The 14,546-nt window shown below is 69.9% G+C and carries 16 protein-coding genes; 5 read left to right on the forward strand and 11 right to left on the reverse strand.

Going from position 1 to position 14,546, the window contains the following annotated elements:
• Positions 1-73: 73 nt before the first annotated feature.
• The 6 genes from ACWCO3_RS19985 to ACWCO3_RS20010 are packed head-to-tail and all read right to left on the reverse strand — an operon-like array spanning position 74 to position 5,094.
• Positions 74-817 carry a copper homeostasis protein CutC gene (locus ACWCO3_RS19985; RefSeq protein WP_145785155.1) on the reverse strand — a complete coding sequence of 248 codons (744 nt, stop codon included), beginning with the start codon at positions 815-817 and terminating at the stop codon, positions 74-76.
• Positions 814-1,854: an asparaginase gene (locus ACWCO3_RS19990; protein WP_450011381.1), complete on the reverse strand. Its 1,041-nt coding sequence runs from the start codon at positions 1,852-1,854 to the stop codon at positions 814-816. Before ACWCO3_RS19990 ends, ACWCO3_RS19985 begins: the two co-directional genes overlap by 4 nt.
• On the reverse strand, positions 1,851-2,720 hold the full coding sequence (locus ACWCO3_RS19995; RefSeq protein WP_450011383.1) for an amino acid ABC transporter permease: 870 nt from the start codon (positions 2,718-2,720) through the stop codon (positions 1,851-1,853). Before ACWCO3_RS19995 ends, ACWCO3_RS19990 begins: the two co-directional genes overlap by 4 nt.
• The gene (locus ACWCO3_RS20000; RefSeq protein ID WP_278144246.1) at positions 2,717-3,361 is read right to left on the reverse strand and encodes an amino acid ABC transporter permease; all 645 of its coding nucleotides are present in this window, start codon (positions 3,359-3,361) and stop codon (positions 2,717-2,719) included. Before ACWCO3_RS20000 ends, ACWCO3_RS19995 begins: the two co-directional genes overlap by 4 nt.
• Before the next feature lie 16 nt (positions 3,362-3,377).
• The gene (locus ACWCO3_RS20005; protein WP_450011385.1) at positions 3,378-4,346 is read right to left on the reverse strand and encodes a glutamate ABC transporter substrate-binding protein; all 969 of its coding nucleotides are present in this window, start codon (positions 4,344-4,346) and stop codon (positions 3,378-3,380) included.
• 19 nt (positions 4,347-4,365) lie between these two features.
• The gene (locus tag ACWCO3_RS20010) at positions 4,366-5,094 is read right to left on the reverse strand and encodes an amino acid ABC transporter ATP-binding protein (RefSeq protein ID WP_145785835.1); all 729 of its coding nucleotides are present in this window, start codon (positions 5,092-5,094) and stop codon (positions 4,366-4,368) included.
• A gap of 163 nt (positions 5,095-5,257) precedes the next feature.
• On the opposite strand from ACWCO3_RS20010, the gene ACWCO3_RS20015 reads away from it, so the two are divergent.
• Both ACWCO3_RS20015 and ACWCO3_RS20020 read left to right on the forward strand, forming a co-directional pair.
• Positions 5,258-6,466, forward strand: a complete 1,209-nt coding sequence (locus ACWCO3_RS20015) for an ROK family transcriptional regulator (RefSeq protein WP_358048982.1) — start codon at positions 5,258-5,260, stop codon at positions 6,464-6,466.
• A 47-nt stretch (positions 6,467-6,513) separates the two neighbouring features.
• Positions 6,514-7,071, forward strand: coding sequence for a hypothetical protein (locus ACWCO3_RS20020; protein WP_450011387.1), 558 nt, complete (start codon positions 6,514-6,516; stop codon positions 7,069-7,071).
• Positions 7,072-7,287: 216 nt separating this feature from the next.
• Here the strand turns inward: ACWCO3_RS20020 and ACWCO3_RS20025 are convergent, their stop codons facing one another.
• Positions 7,288-7,986 (reverse strand): hypothetical protein, encoded by a 699-nt coding sequence (locus ACWCO3_RS20025; protein ID WP_358048978.1) that lies wholly within the window; start codon positions 7,984-7,986, stop codon positions 7,288-7,290.
• Positions 7,987-8,296: 310 nt separating this feature from the next.
• Here ACWCO3_RS20025 and ACWCO3_RS20030 point away from each other — a divergent pair, with 310 nt between their 5' ends.
• Positions 8,297-9,400, forward strand: a complete 1,104-nt coding sequence (locus tag ACWCO3_RS20030; protein ID WP_450011389.1) for an FUSC family protein — start codon at positions 8,297-8,299, stop codon at positions 9,398-9,400.
• Between the two features lie 199 nt (positions 9,401-9,599).
• Here ACWCO3_RS20030 and ACWCO3_RS20035 read toward each other — a convergent pair whose 3' ends face one another.
• Both ACWCO3_RS20035 and ACWCO3_RS20040 read right to left on the reverse strand, forming a co-directional pair.
• Positions 9,600-9,794, reverse strand: a complete 195-nt coding sequence (locus ACWCO3_RS20035) for a DUF397 domain-containing protein (protein WP_450011391.1) — start codon at positions 9,792-9,794, stop codon at positions 9,600-9,602.
• Positions 9,787-10,671 (reverse strand): helix-turn-helix domain-containing protein, encoded by an 885-nt coding sequence (locus ACWCO3_RS20040; RefSeq protein ID WP_357933494.1) that lies wholly within the window; start codon positions 10,669-10,671, stop codon positions 9,787-9,789. The genes ACWCO3_RS20035 and ACWCO3_RS20040 overlap by 8 nt, the downstream gene beginning before the upstream one ends.
• A 207-nt stretch (positions 10,672-10,878) precedes the next feature.
• On the opposite strand from ACWCO3_RS20040, the gene ACWCO3_RS20045 reads away from it, so the two are divergent.
• The gene (locus tag ACWCO3_RS20045; RefSeq protein WP_358048976.1) at positions 10,879-11,172 is read left to right on the forward strand and encodes a DivIVA domain-containing protein; all 294 of its coding nucleotides are present in this window, start codon (positions 10,879-10,881) and stop codon (positions 11,170-11,172) included.
• Positions 11,169-11,420: a hypothetical protein gene (locus tag ACWCO3_RS20050; RefSeq protein WP_358048974.1), complete on the forward strand. Its 252-nt coding sequence runs from the start codon at positions 11,169-11,171 to the stop codon at positions 11,418-11,420. The genes ACWCO3_RS20045 and ACWCO3_RS20050 overlap by 4 nt, the downstream gene beginning before the upstream one ends.
• A 263-nt stretch (positions 11,421-11,683) precedes the next feature.
• Here ACWCO3_RS20050 and ACWCO3_RS20055 read toward each other — a convergent pair whose 3' ends face one another.
• Positions 11,684-12,523, reverse strand: a complete 840-nt coding sequence (locus ACWCO3_RS20055; protein ID WP_423436678.1) for a LolA-like protein — start codon at positions 12,521-12,523, stop codon at positions 11,684-11,686.
• A gap of 142 nt (positions 12,524-12,665) precedes the next feature.
• Complete coding sequence (gene ilvD / locus ACWCO3_RS20060; protein WP_450011395.1) at positions 12,666-14,504, reverse strand: dihydroxy-acid dehydratase; 1,839 nt, start codon at positions 14,502-14,504, stop codon at positions 12,666-12,668.
• Between the last annotated feature and the right edge of the window lie 42 nt (positions 14,505-14,546).

Genomic DNA, 14,546 nt, shown 5'->3' on the forward strand with positions numbered 1-14,546 from the left:
ATCCTGCCGTAGCGTTCGCCGACGGCGTAACCGGATAACGTTTGAAGCGTGCTCGGCGGTGCTTGCGGGCAGGTCAGGCGCGGGCGGCGGCGAGCACCTGGCCGACCAGGGCACCGGAGGTGCCGGAGCGCTCGTACTCGGGCCGGTTCAGGCTGCCGCCCATCAGCGGCGCCGGGTTGCGGTGCACGGCCGGGCTGTCCGAGCTGACCAGGGCCGCGAAGTGGTACTCGTCGGCGCCCGTCGCCTCGACGATCCGGGTGATGTTGCGCGGGGTGATGCCACCACCGGGCATGACGATGATCCGTCCGGCGGCACGGCGTACCAGCTCGGCGATGAGCGGGGCACCCTCCAGCACGCTGACCTCCTGGCCCGAGGTGAGCACCCGGTGCACGCCCAGCTCGATCAGCTGCTCCAGCGCCGCGTGCGGGTCGCGGGTCATGTCGAAGGCGCGGTGGAAGGTGATGCTGGCATCACCGGCGGCGGCGATCAACCGGCGGGTGGTCGGCACGTCGACGTCGCCCTCGGCGGTCAGCGCGCCGATCACGATGCCGTGCGCGCCGGCTGCGACAGCCGCCCGTACGTCCCGCTCCATGGCCTCGATCTCGAACGGCGAGTAGATGAAGTCACCGGCGCGGGGCCGGACGATCACGTGCACCCGGATCCGGGTGACGGCGCGCAGTGTCGTCTCGATGGTGCCCAGGCTGGGGGTCAGCCCACCGTCGAAGAGCGCGGAGCACAGCTCCACCCGGTCGGCGCCGGCCTCCTCGGCGGCGACCGCCCCCTCGACGCTGTCGATGCAGATCTCGAATGTGCTCATGACTCTTCCTTTTCGGTGCGAGACGACGGCGCTTGAGTGCGAGACGACGCCGCTTCGGTGCGAGACGATGCCGCGGTCCAATCGATGACGGCCGTGACGGCGCCGACCGGTTCGCCGCCGCCGAGCACCGGCACCTGGCGCAGCGCGTCGGCTCCGCCCACAGGTACGCCGACGGCGTCGAGGGCGGCGAGCGCGATGGCGGTGGTGGCTCGGGGTGAACCGTCGACCACCTTGACCGCGACGGCGTGACCATCCGGGGCGGCCACCCCGAGCACGCCCTCGGCCCCACCCTTGGCCAGGACGCCGGGCAGCGCCCGCATCAGGTCGGTGTTGGGGTGCCCGTTCCAGCCGCCCACGTACTCCGGGTACTGGCGCATGGCCTGCGCGACCAGCGCCTCGTCGCTGCCGTCGGGTGCGGTGACCAACGCCTGGAACGTGCGGGCCAGGCCGGTCAGCGGCAGGCCGAACAGAGGTGCGCCGCAACCGTCGACGGCGTGGTGCGCGACAGGCGTTCCGGCCAGCCGAGCGACGGCGGCGGCGGTCTCCCGCTGCAACGGGTGCTCCGGGTCGAGGTAGTCGTGCGTGCTCCAGGACTGGGCGACGCTGGCGACGAGCATCGCCGCGTGCTTACCGGAGCAGTTCATCCGGATCCGGTCGCGCTGCCCGCCGGCGCGGATCAGCCGCTCCCGGGTCGGCTCGTCCTCCGGCCAGTCGACCGGGCAGCCGAGGGCGTCCTCGGTCAGGCCGGCGCCGGCCAGCATCGCCCGGACCACCTCGACGTGCCGGTCGTCGCCGGTGTGGCTGCCGGCCGCGAGCGCCAGCGCCGGGCCCGTCAGTTCGTCACCCGCCGCGACCCGGCAGGCCAGGGCCTGCACCGGCTTCAGGGTGGACCGGGGGAGCACCGGCTCGTCGGGTACGCCGGCGGCGAGGACGACCTCGCCGTCCGGCGCGAGCACCACGACGCTGCCGTAGTGCCGGCTCTCGACGAAGCCGTTGCGGACGACCCGAGCCAGTTCGGCGTAACGGAAGATGGTCACCGGGGGGTGGTCCCTTCGATGAGCGGCGGGGGCAGGTCGGCGTCGCGTCGTCCACGTCGGCCGCCGAAGCGGCCGTTCCGTGCCTGAAGGACGCGGGCGAACTTCGACAGCGAGGCGTTGACCACGAGGTAGATCAGCGCCACCACCAGGAACGTCTGGATCAGCAGATGGGTGTACGACGAGAGCACCTGCCCGCTGTAGAGCAGCTCGGTGTAGCTGACCACGAAGCCGAGCGAGGTGTCCTTGAGCAGCCCGACCAGTTGGCTGACCAGCGACGGGGTGAGCTGGAGCAGCGCCTGGGGCAGGACCACCAGCGCCATCACCTGTCCGCGGCGCAGCCCGACGGCGAGGCCGGCCTCGGTCTGCCCCCGGTCCAGGGCCAGGATGCCGGACCGGAAGATCTCGGCAAACGCCGCCGAGTTGGACACCACCAGCGGCACCACGAGCTTCCAGAAGAGCGGGAAGTTCATCCCGTACTGCGGCAGGGCGAAGAGCGTCACGTAGATGAGCAGCAGGGTGGGAACGGTCCGGAAGATCTCTACGTATGCGCCGGCCAGCCAGCGCAGCGGTCGGTGCGTCGAGAGGCGACCGAGCGCCAGCAGCAATCCGAGTACGGCGCTGAGCACGGCGGTCGCCGCGGCGGCCCGCACTGTGGCCCAGAGGCCGTTGAGCAGGTACCGCCAGATCGGCCAGGTGGTGAACGGTTCCCACCGGGCGGCGGCCAACTCGCCGTGACTGGCGAACTGGTGGATCGCTGCCACGGCGGCGCCGACCAGCAGGACGGCACCCACCACTGTGGCGATCCGGATCCGCCGCTGGGCGCGCGGGCCGGGTTCGTCGAAGAGGATCTGTTGCGTCTTGTTCATCGGACGATCGCCAGCCTTCTTTCGAGCAGGCCGGTGACCTGACCGATGATCAGCGCCAGCAGCATGTAGGCGAGGCCCGCGCCGGTGAAGACGGCGATCGGTTGGGCCTCGACCAGGTTCACGTTGTTGGCTGCCTGGGTCAGCTCGACCACGCCGACGGCGGCGGCCAGCGAGGTGTTCATCAGCAGCGCGATGCAGATGTTGCCGATCGGCTGGATGACCGCCCGCAGTCCCTGCGGCAGGATCACGTGCCGCAGGGACTGCCCGAAGGTCAACCCGATGGCGCGGGCCGCCTCGGCCTGGCCGACGCCGACCGTGTTGATCCCGGCGCGGATCGCCTCGGCCAGGTACGCCCCCTCGTACACGGCGATGACGATCGCGGCGGACGTGAACAGCGGGAACGTGATGCCGATGGTCGGCAGGGCGAAGACGAAGAGCACCAGCAGAGCCAGCAGCGGCAGGTTCTGGAACACCTCGACGTACGCCGTGCCGATGGCGCGCAACAGCGGGACGGGTGCGATCCGCAGGGTGGCGACGACGATGCCCAGCAGCATCGCGCCGACGGTGGTCACGACGGTCAGTTCGACCGTCGTGACCAGGCCGTGGCCGAGCTCGCTCAGGTGGGCGGTGAGGGCGTCCATCGGTACGGGAGGATTCTCAGGATCCGTCGGCGGAACCGAGGGCGGGCGGGGTGGGCGCGCCGCCCTCCACCACCGAGCCGAGGGTGCCTTCCCAGACCTTCGCCCAGGTCCCGTCGGCCTGGATCTTCTTCAGCCAGTTGTTGACGAACTCCTTGAACTGCGCGTCCTCCCGGTTGAGGCCGATGCCGTACGCCTCGGTGGTGAACGGCTCGCCGACCACCTTCATCCCCGGGTTGGCCTTGGCGCCCGACGCGAGCAGCGTGAAGTCCTGCACGTACGCGTCGCCGCGCTTCTGCAGCAGCGCCTGCAACGCCTGCGGGTCGGTGCCGAAGGCGATCTGCTTCGAGCCGGGAGCGGCCGAGGGCAGCGCGGTGATCGCGGGGGTGTTCGCCCCGACGATGACCGTCTTGCCGGCGAGGTCCTTGACGCTCTTGATAGAGGTGTCGTCCTTGCGGACCCCGACCGCGAGGCCGGACGTGAGGTACGGCCCGGCGAACGCGACCTGGGTGGCCCGCTGCGGGGTGATCGTGTAGGTCTGGAAGACCGCGTCGACCGACTTGGCCTGGAGCATGGCCTCCCGGGTCTGGGTGCCGATGGTCGTGGTCTTCACCTCGGGCTTGCCGATGATGTACTTCGCCAGCAGCTTCGCCATGTCGGCGTCGAAGCCCTCGATGGTGCCGCTGACCGGGTTCTGCTGGGCGAGCAGCGGCGCGTCCAGGGACCCGCCGATGTTCAGGTAGCCGCGCTTGCGGATCGCGTCCATGGTCGAGCCGGCCGGGATGTCCGCGTCGGTGGCGACCGGGGCGGCGTCGTACACCGACTGGGCGACCACGCCGTCGCCACCCAGGCCGGGGTTGCCCGGCAGCGTCGGGGCGCTGCTGCCGCTGTCACCGCCGCAGCCGGTGGCGGCGAGGGCCACCGCCACGGCGGTGGCGGTGAGGGCGAGCGAGCGCCGCCCGGTGAAGCTCATCTTGAGGATTGACATGACACCCTCCCGTTGGGGGCTAGTGCTGGAGGATCTTGGAAAGGAAGTCGCGGGCCCGCTCGGTGCGCGGAGCTGCGAAGAATTCGTCGGGGGCGCCGGATTCGACGATGCGGCCGTCGTCCATGAAGACGACCCGGTCGGCGGCGCGGCGGGCGAAGCCCATCTCGTGGGTGACCACGATCATGGTCATCCCCTCGCTGGCGAGGGAGACCATCACGTCGAGCACCTCGTTGACCATCTCCGGGTCGAGCGCCGAGGTCGGCTCGTCGAAGAGCAGCACCTTCGGTTGCATGGCCAGTGCCCGGGCGATCGCCGCCCGTTGCTGCTGCCCACCGGAGAGTTGGGCCGGGTGGTGGTTCGCCTTGTCGGCGATTCCGACGCGTTCCAGCAGGGCCATCGCCTGCTGACGCGCCTCGGGGCGGGCGATCCTGCGGACCCGGGTGGGGCCGAGGGTGACGTTGTCCAGCACCGTCTTGTGCCCGAAGAGGTTGAAGGACTGGAAGACCATGCCGACGTCGGCGCGTAGCCGGGCCAGCGCCCGCCCCTCCGCCGGCAGCGGCTCACCGTCGATCTCGATGCTGCCCTGCCCGGCCGTCTCCAACCGGTTGAGGCAGCGGCACAGTGTCGACTTGCCGGAGCCGGACGGCCCCACCACGACGACCACCTCGCCGGCGGCCACCGTGAGGTCGATGTCCTTGAGCACGTGCAGCGGGCCGAACCACTTGTGCAGGCCGCGTACCGACACCATGGGTCGGTCCGCACCCGTCGTCTCCGGTGCCACCAGACGGCCCTACTTTCTTCGACAACCGAACTAAGTAAGCTTCATATCGAACCAACAGCGCCATCTAAAGGTAGCCAACAAACTAAGTCAACCGGTTGCTTGAACAAACTGCGGATGCTATGAACCTGACGTGACGATTGACGACGCGCCGCGCGAAGCCCTCCGGGGTGGTCCCCGGGAGCTGCTGCGGTGGGTGGCCACCGGAGCCGCCGTCAGTCGCGCCGACCTGTCCCGGCTCTCCGGGCTCTCGCCCTCGACGGTCTCCCAGCGGGTCGAGGCGTTGATCAACCAGGGGTTGCTGGAGGAGGCCGGCGCCGGGCAGTCCCGGGGCGGACGGCGACCGCGTCAGCTCGCCGTACCCACTGGCGGTGCCGTGGTCGGTGCCATCGACCTCGGCGCCCACCACGCCCGCATCGGCACACTGGATCTCTCCGGGCGGGTGGTCCAGGGCCGCACCCTGCCGGTCCGCATCGAGGACGGTCCGGAGACCGTGCTCGGCGCGCTGCTGGCCGAGGTCACCGCGCTGGCCTCCGGCGGCGGGGCGGTGTCTTCCGGCGGCGCTGACGGCGCGTCGCTGGCCTCTGGCGGCGGCGCGGCGGGCGCGCTGCGGGGCGTCGGCATCGGCATACCCGGCCCGGTGCAGCACTCCACGGGACGGATCGTCAGCCCGTCCCGGATGCCCGGCTGGAACGGCTTCGACGTCGCGGCCTTCTGCGCCGACCGCGTCGACGTGCCGGTCATCGTGGACAACGACGCCAACCTGATGGCGCTCGGCGCGCACCGCACGGCACACGCCGAGATGGACCACGCGGTCTACATCAAGGCCGGCACCGGAATCGGTTCCGGGGTGATCTCCAGTGGACAGTTGCACCGGGGCGCCCAGGGTTCCGCCGGGGACATCAGCCACTGCCGGGTGGTCGCTGATCCGGCGCCGCTGTGCAGCTGCGGCAACGCCGGCTGCCTGGAGGCGGTGGCCAGCGGCGCAGCCCTGGTCACCGCGCTACGCGAGCAGGGCGTACCGGTCGACGACCTGACCGGCGTGCTCCGCCTGATCGACGACGGCGACCGGCACGCCACGGCGCTCGCCCGGCAGGCCGGACGGGCCATCGGCGAGATCCTGGCCGTCGTGGTCAACTTCTTCAACCCGCAGGTGGTCGCCATCGGCGGTCGACTCGCCGACTGTGAACCACTGCTGGCCAGCATGCGGGCCACCCTCTACGAGCGGTGCCTCCCGCTGGCCACCCAGACCCTGCTCATCGAGCGGGTCGCCACCAGTCAGGACATCGGCATCACCGGTGCCGCCCACCTGGTGATTGACCACGTCGTAGCGCCCGCCTGACCTCGCTGAAACCGACCGCAATGGTCACCTAAGGTGACCCGGTAGCGGTGCTGGCGACCGCCGGCTGCGGCCTGTCGGCACCGGCGTCCGGGCAGGCCGAAACCCCACGCTCCGGCCTGAGTACGCAGAGCTCAGCTCCGAGCCCCGACGACACGCCGACCTCCAGCCCGACTCCGGAGATCCCTACCGACGCGCAGATCCCCACCAGGGCCGCCGGCACGTTCACCACCGCCACCGCCACCGCCACCGCCACCGGCACCGGTCGCGTGATCGGCAAGGGCAAGAAGCGGCTGCGCTACAGCGCCTCGGTGGAGAAGGGCATCGCCTGGGGTGACGTCCCCGCCTGGAAGCCGGACCGGTTCGCCGCGAGCATCGAGCAGGTGTTGGCCGTACCGAACGGGTGGGCCACGTCGGCACAGCACCCGGTCACCAACGCGGCGGTGAACCTGACCCGGGCCTCCTGGTCCCCTCCAGCGGGGTCAGCACCTCCACTGTCGACGTCGACGTGCGGCTCGCGACACCGAGGACGGTGGACAGACTCTGCGGCGCGAGTGGCGTCGACACCGAGGGCGTCTACTCCTGCAAGTACGGCAAGACCATCATGATCAACCCGGTTGACGAGTATCCCTCGAAGACCGGTTGCGCGGCGAACATGCCCGATGCCGACAACCGTGTCACCTGTACGGCGGCCCTACGCCGAGGTAACTGCCAGCAGCCGCCCGTCACACCTGGCGGACAACCCCTTGCCCCATGGGAACAGCGCACCGTCGTGCCTGCACGGTTATGGACGTGGTGGTGTCGGGTTGATCTGTTCGGCCTTCCTACATCGCGACCGGGAGCATTTCGATCCAACAGGACGCGACCTTTGGTGCCAGCAGGGTTTGGGCCTCGTCGGCGTCCTCCTGAGTCAGGAACACTCCGGCGCCAGAAATCTTTGGCCTGTCGTCCTGGCCCACGTCTGCCAGGAGGACGAAGACGTAGCGGAACCGATCACGGCGCGTCTGCACATGGTGCTCGGCGTTCAACGCATCAACGAGATCCTGGACGGGGGCGGTGTTGAACCCTGGGTTCAGGCCGTCCAGAGGGTCCGTAGGCCATCGTCGCATGTACGCGTCTGCGCTGTTGAAGAAGCTGCCTTGAATGCGGGGCAATATGCCTTCGTCCCAGCCGACAGCCATGCTGACGACGTAGTCGGACCGGCCTTGGCTCTCCAATATGAAGACCCGGTACCCGTGGTCAGCATGAACGCCGGGGAGAGACATCATGATCCGGCCCGCTTCCCCAACGGTCGCACACCTGATGACGAGCCCCGCATAGCCATCACGGATCTTGATGGCCGCCACCGGTTTGAACAGCAGGTCGATCGTCGTCTCGTGCTCGTCGTCGACTGGATTGCTGCGCAGCAGCAACTGGCCGTGGCTTGCCGAGTAGGCCTCCATGGCAAACCGACGGTTGCTACGGAAGATGTCGGCACCCGGGACCAGCTCATGATCTTGCTTGAGCCAAGCGCGCGCAGTCATGGGGCCATGGTTCAGGCGGCGGACCGCCGCGGTCAAACGACGTCACCGCAGACGCTTCCGTCGCGAAGCTGCGGCACCCCTAGGGTCCAGGCGAGCAGCCGGGCTGGCACGTCGCGGATGCAGACCCTGCTCGGTGGCATGCACCGCAACGCACTCCTCTCGATAGGCGAGCTCCTCCCACGCTCGGCCGCCCGCCTCGGGTGCCGCCCGTCACCCGAGCGATTGAGCAGGTCACGGGCGGGGTAGGGGCCCTCCTCGCGGAAGATCATCGGCGGCCGTCCCGGTCCGCCCGGCGAGAGGGGCATCACCGGTGCGGACGTGGGGGCGCGACGCCGTCGCGCGGTTGCGGGGTGACGGGATGACCGTGGTCGAGCTGACCGCCGCCGCGGTGGTCGCCTGGATCGTGGCGGCGGTGGTGATCGGTCACCCGGACCCGTTCTTCGCCCCGACCGCCGCGCTCGTCGTGCTCGGCGAGTCCCGCGGGCGACGGCTGCGGCAGACCGTCGAGATCCTGCTCGCCGTGGCCGCCGCCGTACTCGTTGCGGAACTGCTGGTGTACGCGCTGGGCCCGGGAACCGGCACGGTCCTGCTGGTGCTGGTGCTGACCACCACGACGCTCGTGGTGATCGGGGCCCGCCGTGCCCTGGTCGTGCAGGCCACCGTCTCGGCCATGTACCTGGTCGTGGTCGCCGCGCCGAGCGGGACGCTGATGCCGTTCCGCTTCGTCGACGCGCTCATCGGCGGCGCGGTGGCGCTGGCCGCCAGCCAGCTGACGGCCGCCCGCGACCCGCTGGCACCGCTGGTGGCGCAGGCCCGGCGCAGCTACACCGACCTGGCCGACCTGCTCGACCAGGTGAACGCGGCGCTGCAGGGCTGCGACGAGGATGCCGCCCGCGCCGCGCTGGACCAGGCCCGGCAGGTGGACGACTGCGTCGCCCAGATGCAGGCCGCCGTGCTCGCCACCGGTGAGACGCTGCGGCTGGGACTGCGCCGCCGGCACCTGGGCAAGCTCGTCGACGTGGAGGCGACGCTGCGGCAGCTCGACTACGCCGCCCGCAACATCCGAGTGCTGGCCCGGGCCAGCGTGACCCTGACCCGCCGGCACACCGCCACATCGCCGGAGCTGGCCGCCGCGATTGGCGCGCTGACCGCCGTCGTACGGTTGGCCGGGGAGACTCTGGCCCGCGATCTCAGCGGCGCCGACGCCGACCGGCACGCGCAGCGGGCCGACGCGGCGGCCCTGGAGGCGGTCCGGATCGCCGCGGCCCTGCTGCGGACCGATCCGCCGCTGCCGGTCACCATGATCGTCGGGCAGATCCGGGCGACCGCGATCGACCTGCTGCGCGGCGTCGGCCACGACGACGTGACGGTGCTGGACCGGGTGGACGAGGCGCTCGGTCTGAGTCGGGCGTGACGCCCGGCCACGCGAGGTAGCGCTCGGACAGCGCGTACCGCAGCAGCACCACGTGGCCGAAACCGCGCTCCACCAACGCCTTGTCGATCCACAGACCGGCAACATACCCCTCTGATCCCTGCGGATCGACTGCTCGCCGCCAGCGAGGCTGCTCACCGGGTGGGTGTCCCAGGAGATCCCCGAGACACCCACCGAAGCCTCAGCGGGAAATGTGGGTCGAGCGCACGAAGTTTGCCCAGGCGGTGGGGGAGAAGGTGAGAGCTGGGCCGTGCGAGTCTTTGCTGTCGCGTACGGCGACGATGCCGGGCAGGTTGTCAGCGACTTCGACGCACTCGCCGCCGTTGCCGCCGCTGCGAGTGCTCTTGCGCCAGTGGGCGTCGGTCAGATCAGCCATGGTGGACCTCCCCGATGATCTTATTGATCAATTGGAACGATTGTCCCTCATCAAGGCTGCGGTTGAGCAGCCCCACCCAGACCTTCTCGTACGCGGCGAATTCGGCGGGCCGGTCGAGGTACAGCGAGCCTGTCCACGATTCGCTGTAGACCACAGGCGGCTCGGGAGTGCTTCGGTTGCCAAGCGGAAAGTCCAAAAGAACGAACTCGCCGCCCACCGCACCGTAGTGAGGGCCGGCAGCGAGCGGCAAGATCCGAATCGACACGTTCGACATCCGAGTCATCGCCAGAAGGTGGTGGAGTTGCCCGGCCATGGTCTCGGCGTCGTCCACCGGCCGGAGGAGCACCGACTCACAGAGCACCACCTGCACCTGCGGAGCGCGGGGTAGGCGACGGGTCAGCAGCGACTGCCGTTGCAGTCGAAGCTCGACAGCGCGCTCCCGGTCATCGTCGCTCATCTCGGGCTGGTCGATGCGGTAGATGCCCCGGGCATAGTCGCGGCTTTGGAGGATGCCGGGCACGAGACTGTTCTTGTAGAAGCGGAGCTTCGACGCGGCGGATTCGAGGCCCACGTACAACTCGAACCATTCCGGGACGGCGTCACCGTACGCGTGCCACCACCCCTTCGCTTTCGTCTCGCCGGCCAGTGAGGTCAGCGCCCGGGTCAGCTCGCCCGTCGCCCCGTACAGCTCGCACATCGCTCGGACGTCGACGCCGCGCACCGAGCCGAGCCCGCTCTCGATCCGCCACACCTTCTGGCGGCTGCACTCCAGCGCTTCGGCGACCGCGTCGAGGGTCGCCCCCGCCTCGGTGCGCAGGTCACGCAGCGCCCTGCCGAGCTGGCGTCGGGGCACCGTCGAGCCCATGTCATCGGCCACCCGGCTCTCCTTCCTGTTGAGTTTTGCAACATCCCGACAGCCGTTCTGCAACAGGGAAATGTTGCGCACAAATACCGGAACAGTGTGAGTCGACATTCATTGCGATGGTGCATCTGACCTTACAAGATTGGTCCGACAACGGCGATGGGTGCGCAATTCCCACGCCAATGGACGTCGAACAATTGCGAGGAAGGGTGGTGCTGCTTCGTGCGCGCGTTTCTCCGTCATCTCCGGGCCGAGCCACCACGGCCGGCGTTCTACCGGGCGACCAACTACGTACCCCTGAAGCCCTGGCAGGTCCGCGACCGCAGCTTCACCCGACGTGGCCGCCGTGGGGTGGACGCCGTGGAGGTCGCCGAGTTCCTCGACCGCGTCGCTCATGATCTGGCCGAGGTGTACGCGGCGCTGGGCAGCAGCCGGCGGGAGACGGAGCGAATCAAGGACGCGTTGAAGTCCTGGCAGTCCCGGCGCGCCCGCGAGGATCTGGCGGCCCGCCGGTGAGCGCCCGCTGGGTGGCGCACCTGCCGTTCACCGCCGCCGACCTGCCGGCTGCCCAACAGTTCGCCGGCACCCTGGCCCGCTCCCTGACCTTCCTCACCGAAGTGGACGCTGGGGAAACCACGGTGTCCGCCGAGGACGCGCAGGGCGTACGCCATCGGGTGTTCTGCGACCTGCCGCTCGACGGCGGCCGGCGGTGCGTGCGGCGGGTGGAGCACGACGGTGACTGCGCGTCTCGGCGGTGTCGGTGACCGCCGTTCCTGTCGTCGTCTGCCCGGACTGCGACGGGATGACTTTCACGCTGGAACCGTGCCGGTGCACCACCTACGGCGACCGGTTCCTCGCGGACGCCGACGTGCTCGGGCCGCCTGGGGAGGCGTACCGGCCGAAGCCCTCGACCTGCGCGAACTCGGCTGACCCGGAATCGGCTGTCAGTCGGGCGCGACGAGCGGGCGGAAACGACACTGCCCGGCCGGTGCGTCTCCGCGCCGGCCGGGCAGTCCGCTATGACTGGTCAGCTCGTGGTCAAGCCCTGCAGACCCTTGAGCATTTCGGCGAAGTCGAGGGTTTCCGCCGTCGGCGGCGCCTCTACCGTCACCGCCTTGCCGTAGTCGGTGTAGTCCATCAGCAGATCGCCCAGCGGGCCCATCTTCAGGGCCGCCCGGCGGGGCCGGTACTGCTCGTCGACCCACAGGTCGGTGGTGATCTCCTTGACGCCCATCTTGGTCATCTGCTGCTCGACGCCCGCCCGCAGCTTCGCGTCCATCTGCTGAAGGTGGGTCGCCACCGGGACGGTGACGGTGTAGTGGACGGTGGCCGCCCCGTTCACCGTCTCCTGCCCGACCACCTTGGTGCCCTCGGTGGCGAGCAGCGTCTTGACCTGCTTGGTCGGGTCGATGTCCTCGAACTGCTTGCCGAAGTTCATCCCGGCCTGCTCACCGGCGGCGCTCAGGTCCATCTTCATCCAGCGCTTGCCGTTCATCTCCGCGCGGTCCGCAGCGGGGATCTCGACGTAGACGACCGCACCGACCATCCGGACGACGGTCGGGTCGCCCTTCGGGTCCTGCACCGTCATCTCGGCCTTGACCGGGTCGCCGAGGTCGATGACGCCGCGCATCTCGACCTTCTCGCCGCCCGCCGTGCCCGTCATGCTCACGGTCACCGAGTCACTCTTGGTGGTGGCCTCGGCGGTCTTCTGCAGCGACCCCTTCAGGTCACTGGCCAACAGCTCCAGGACGCTGGGCTGCTTGGGCGCGTCGGACCCGCCGGACGTCGTGCCGCACGCGGAGACAGCGAGCGCGGTGAGCGCCGAGACCGCCACCGCCACGGACTTCTTGCCAAATGCCACGTACACGCCTCTTCCCCGCAGGAATCCGGGCTTCCCCCGAATTGATCGACGACACGCTAGCCCACACGACCGACATCCGGGCACCGCGTTTCGTCGATATCGGGGTGTCCGAGCCAGTGGGGGACACCCCGATATCAGCGGGCGACGGTCACTCCGGGACGCGGCGGTAGGCGCCGTCGCTGGCCGAGGTGGCCATCGAGGCGTACGCGCGCAGCGCCGCCGACACCGGGCGCTGCCGGTCGGTCGGGGTGTACGGCTTGTCGCGCTTCTCCTCCGCCACCCGCCGTGCCTCCAGCTCGTCCTCCGGCACGTTGAGGGAGATCGTCCGGCTCGGGATGTCGATGACGATCTCGTCGCCGTCGTGGACCAGCGCGATCAGCCCACCCGAGGCGGCCTCGGGGGAGACGTGCCCGATGGACAGGCCGGAGGTGCCACCGGAGAAACGGCCGTCGGTGAGCAGCGCACAGGAGCGGCCCAGCCCGCGTCCCTTGAGGAACGAGGTGGGGTAGAGCATCTCCTGCATACCGGGACCACCCTTGGGGCCCTCGTACCGGATCACCACGACGTCGCCGGCGACGACCTGCTTGGCGAGGATCGCTGTCACCGCGTCGTCCTGCGACTCGTACACCTTCGCCGGGCCGCGGAAGGTCAGGCAGTCGTCCGGCACGCCGGCGGTCTTCACCACGCTGCCGGCCGGCGCCAGGTTGCCGTGCAGGATGGCCAGACCGCCGTCGGCGGAGTAGGCGTGTTCCCGGTCCCGGATGCAGCCGCCGGCCGCGTCGGTGTCCAGCGACGACCACCTGTTGGTGGTGGAGAACGGCTCGACGGTGCGCACGCCACCCGGCGCGGCGTGGAACAGCTCGACCGCCTCCGGCTTCGGGGAGCCGCCGCGCACGTCCCAGTCGGTCAGCCACTGCGCCAGCGAGGGGGAGTGCACGGCGTGCACGTCCCGGTTGAGCTGCCCGGCCCGGTCCAGTTCGCCGAGGATCGCGGGGATGCCGCCGGCCCGGTGCACGTCCTCCATGTGGTAGTTCGGGGAGTTGGGCGCGACCTTGGCCAGACACGGCACCCGCCGGGAGATCGCGTCGATGTCGGCGACGCCGAAGTCCATCTCCGCCTCCCGGGCGGCGGCGAGCAGGTGCAGCACGGTGTTGGTGGAGCCGCCCATCGCCACGTCCAGGGCGACAGCGTTCTCGAAGGCGGCCTTGGAGGCGACCACGCGCGGCAGCACCGAGTCGTCGTCGCCGTCGTACCACCGCTTGGCGATGTCCACGACGGTGCGGCCGGCCTCGACGAACAGTGACTTTCGCGCGGCGTGGGTGGCCAGCGTCGAGCCGTTGCCGGGCAGCGCGAGCCCGATCGCCTCGGTGAGGCAGTTCATCGAGTTGGCGGTGAACATGCCGGAGCACGAGCCGCAGGTCGGGCAGGCGGAGCGTTCGATCTCGCCGAGCTGCTCGTCGGTGACCGACTCGTTCGAGGAGGCGATCATCGCGTCGATCAGGTCGATCTTGCTGTGCACCACGCCCTCGATCGCCATCGTCTTGCCGGCCTCCATCGGGCCGCCGGAGACGAAGACGGTCGGGATGTTGAGCCGCAGCGCGGCCAGCAGCATCCCGGGGGTGATCTTGTCGCAGTTGGAGATGCAGACCAGGGCGTCCGCGCAGTGCGCGTTGACCATGTACTCCACCGCGTCGGCGATCAACTCCCGGCTGGGCAGCGAGTAGAGCATGCCGCCGTGACCCATCGCGATGCCGTCGTCGACAGCGATGGTGTTGAACTCCCGGCCCACCCCGCCGGCCTCGGCGACCGCGTCGGCGACCAGGCCACCCATGTCCTTGAGGTGTACGTGACCAGGCACGAACTGGGTGAAACTGTTGGCGATGGCGACGATCGGCTTGCCGAAATCGTCGTCGGTCATCCCGGTGGCCCGCCAGCGCCCACCGTACGAGCCCAGCACACCGATGGTCAGTCCGCCGCCGTGCGTCATCCGTCGCTCCTCCCCAGGTGCGGTCCGCGCCGGTTTCCCGCT

This window comes from Micromonospora sp. NPDC002411, assembly GCF_053592955.1.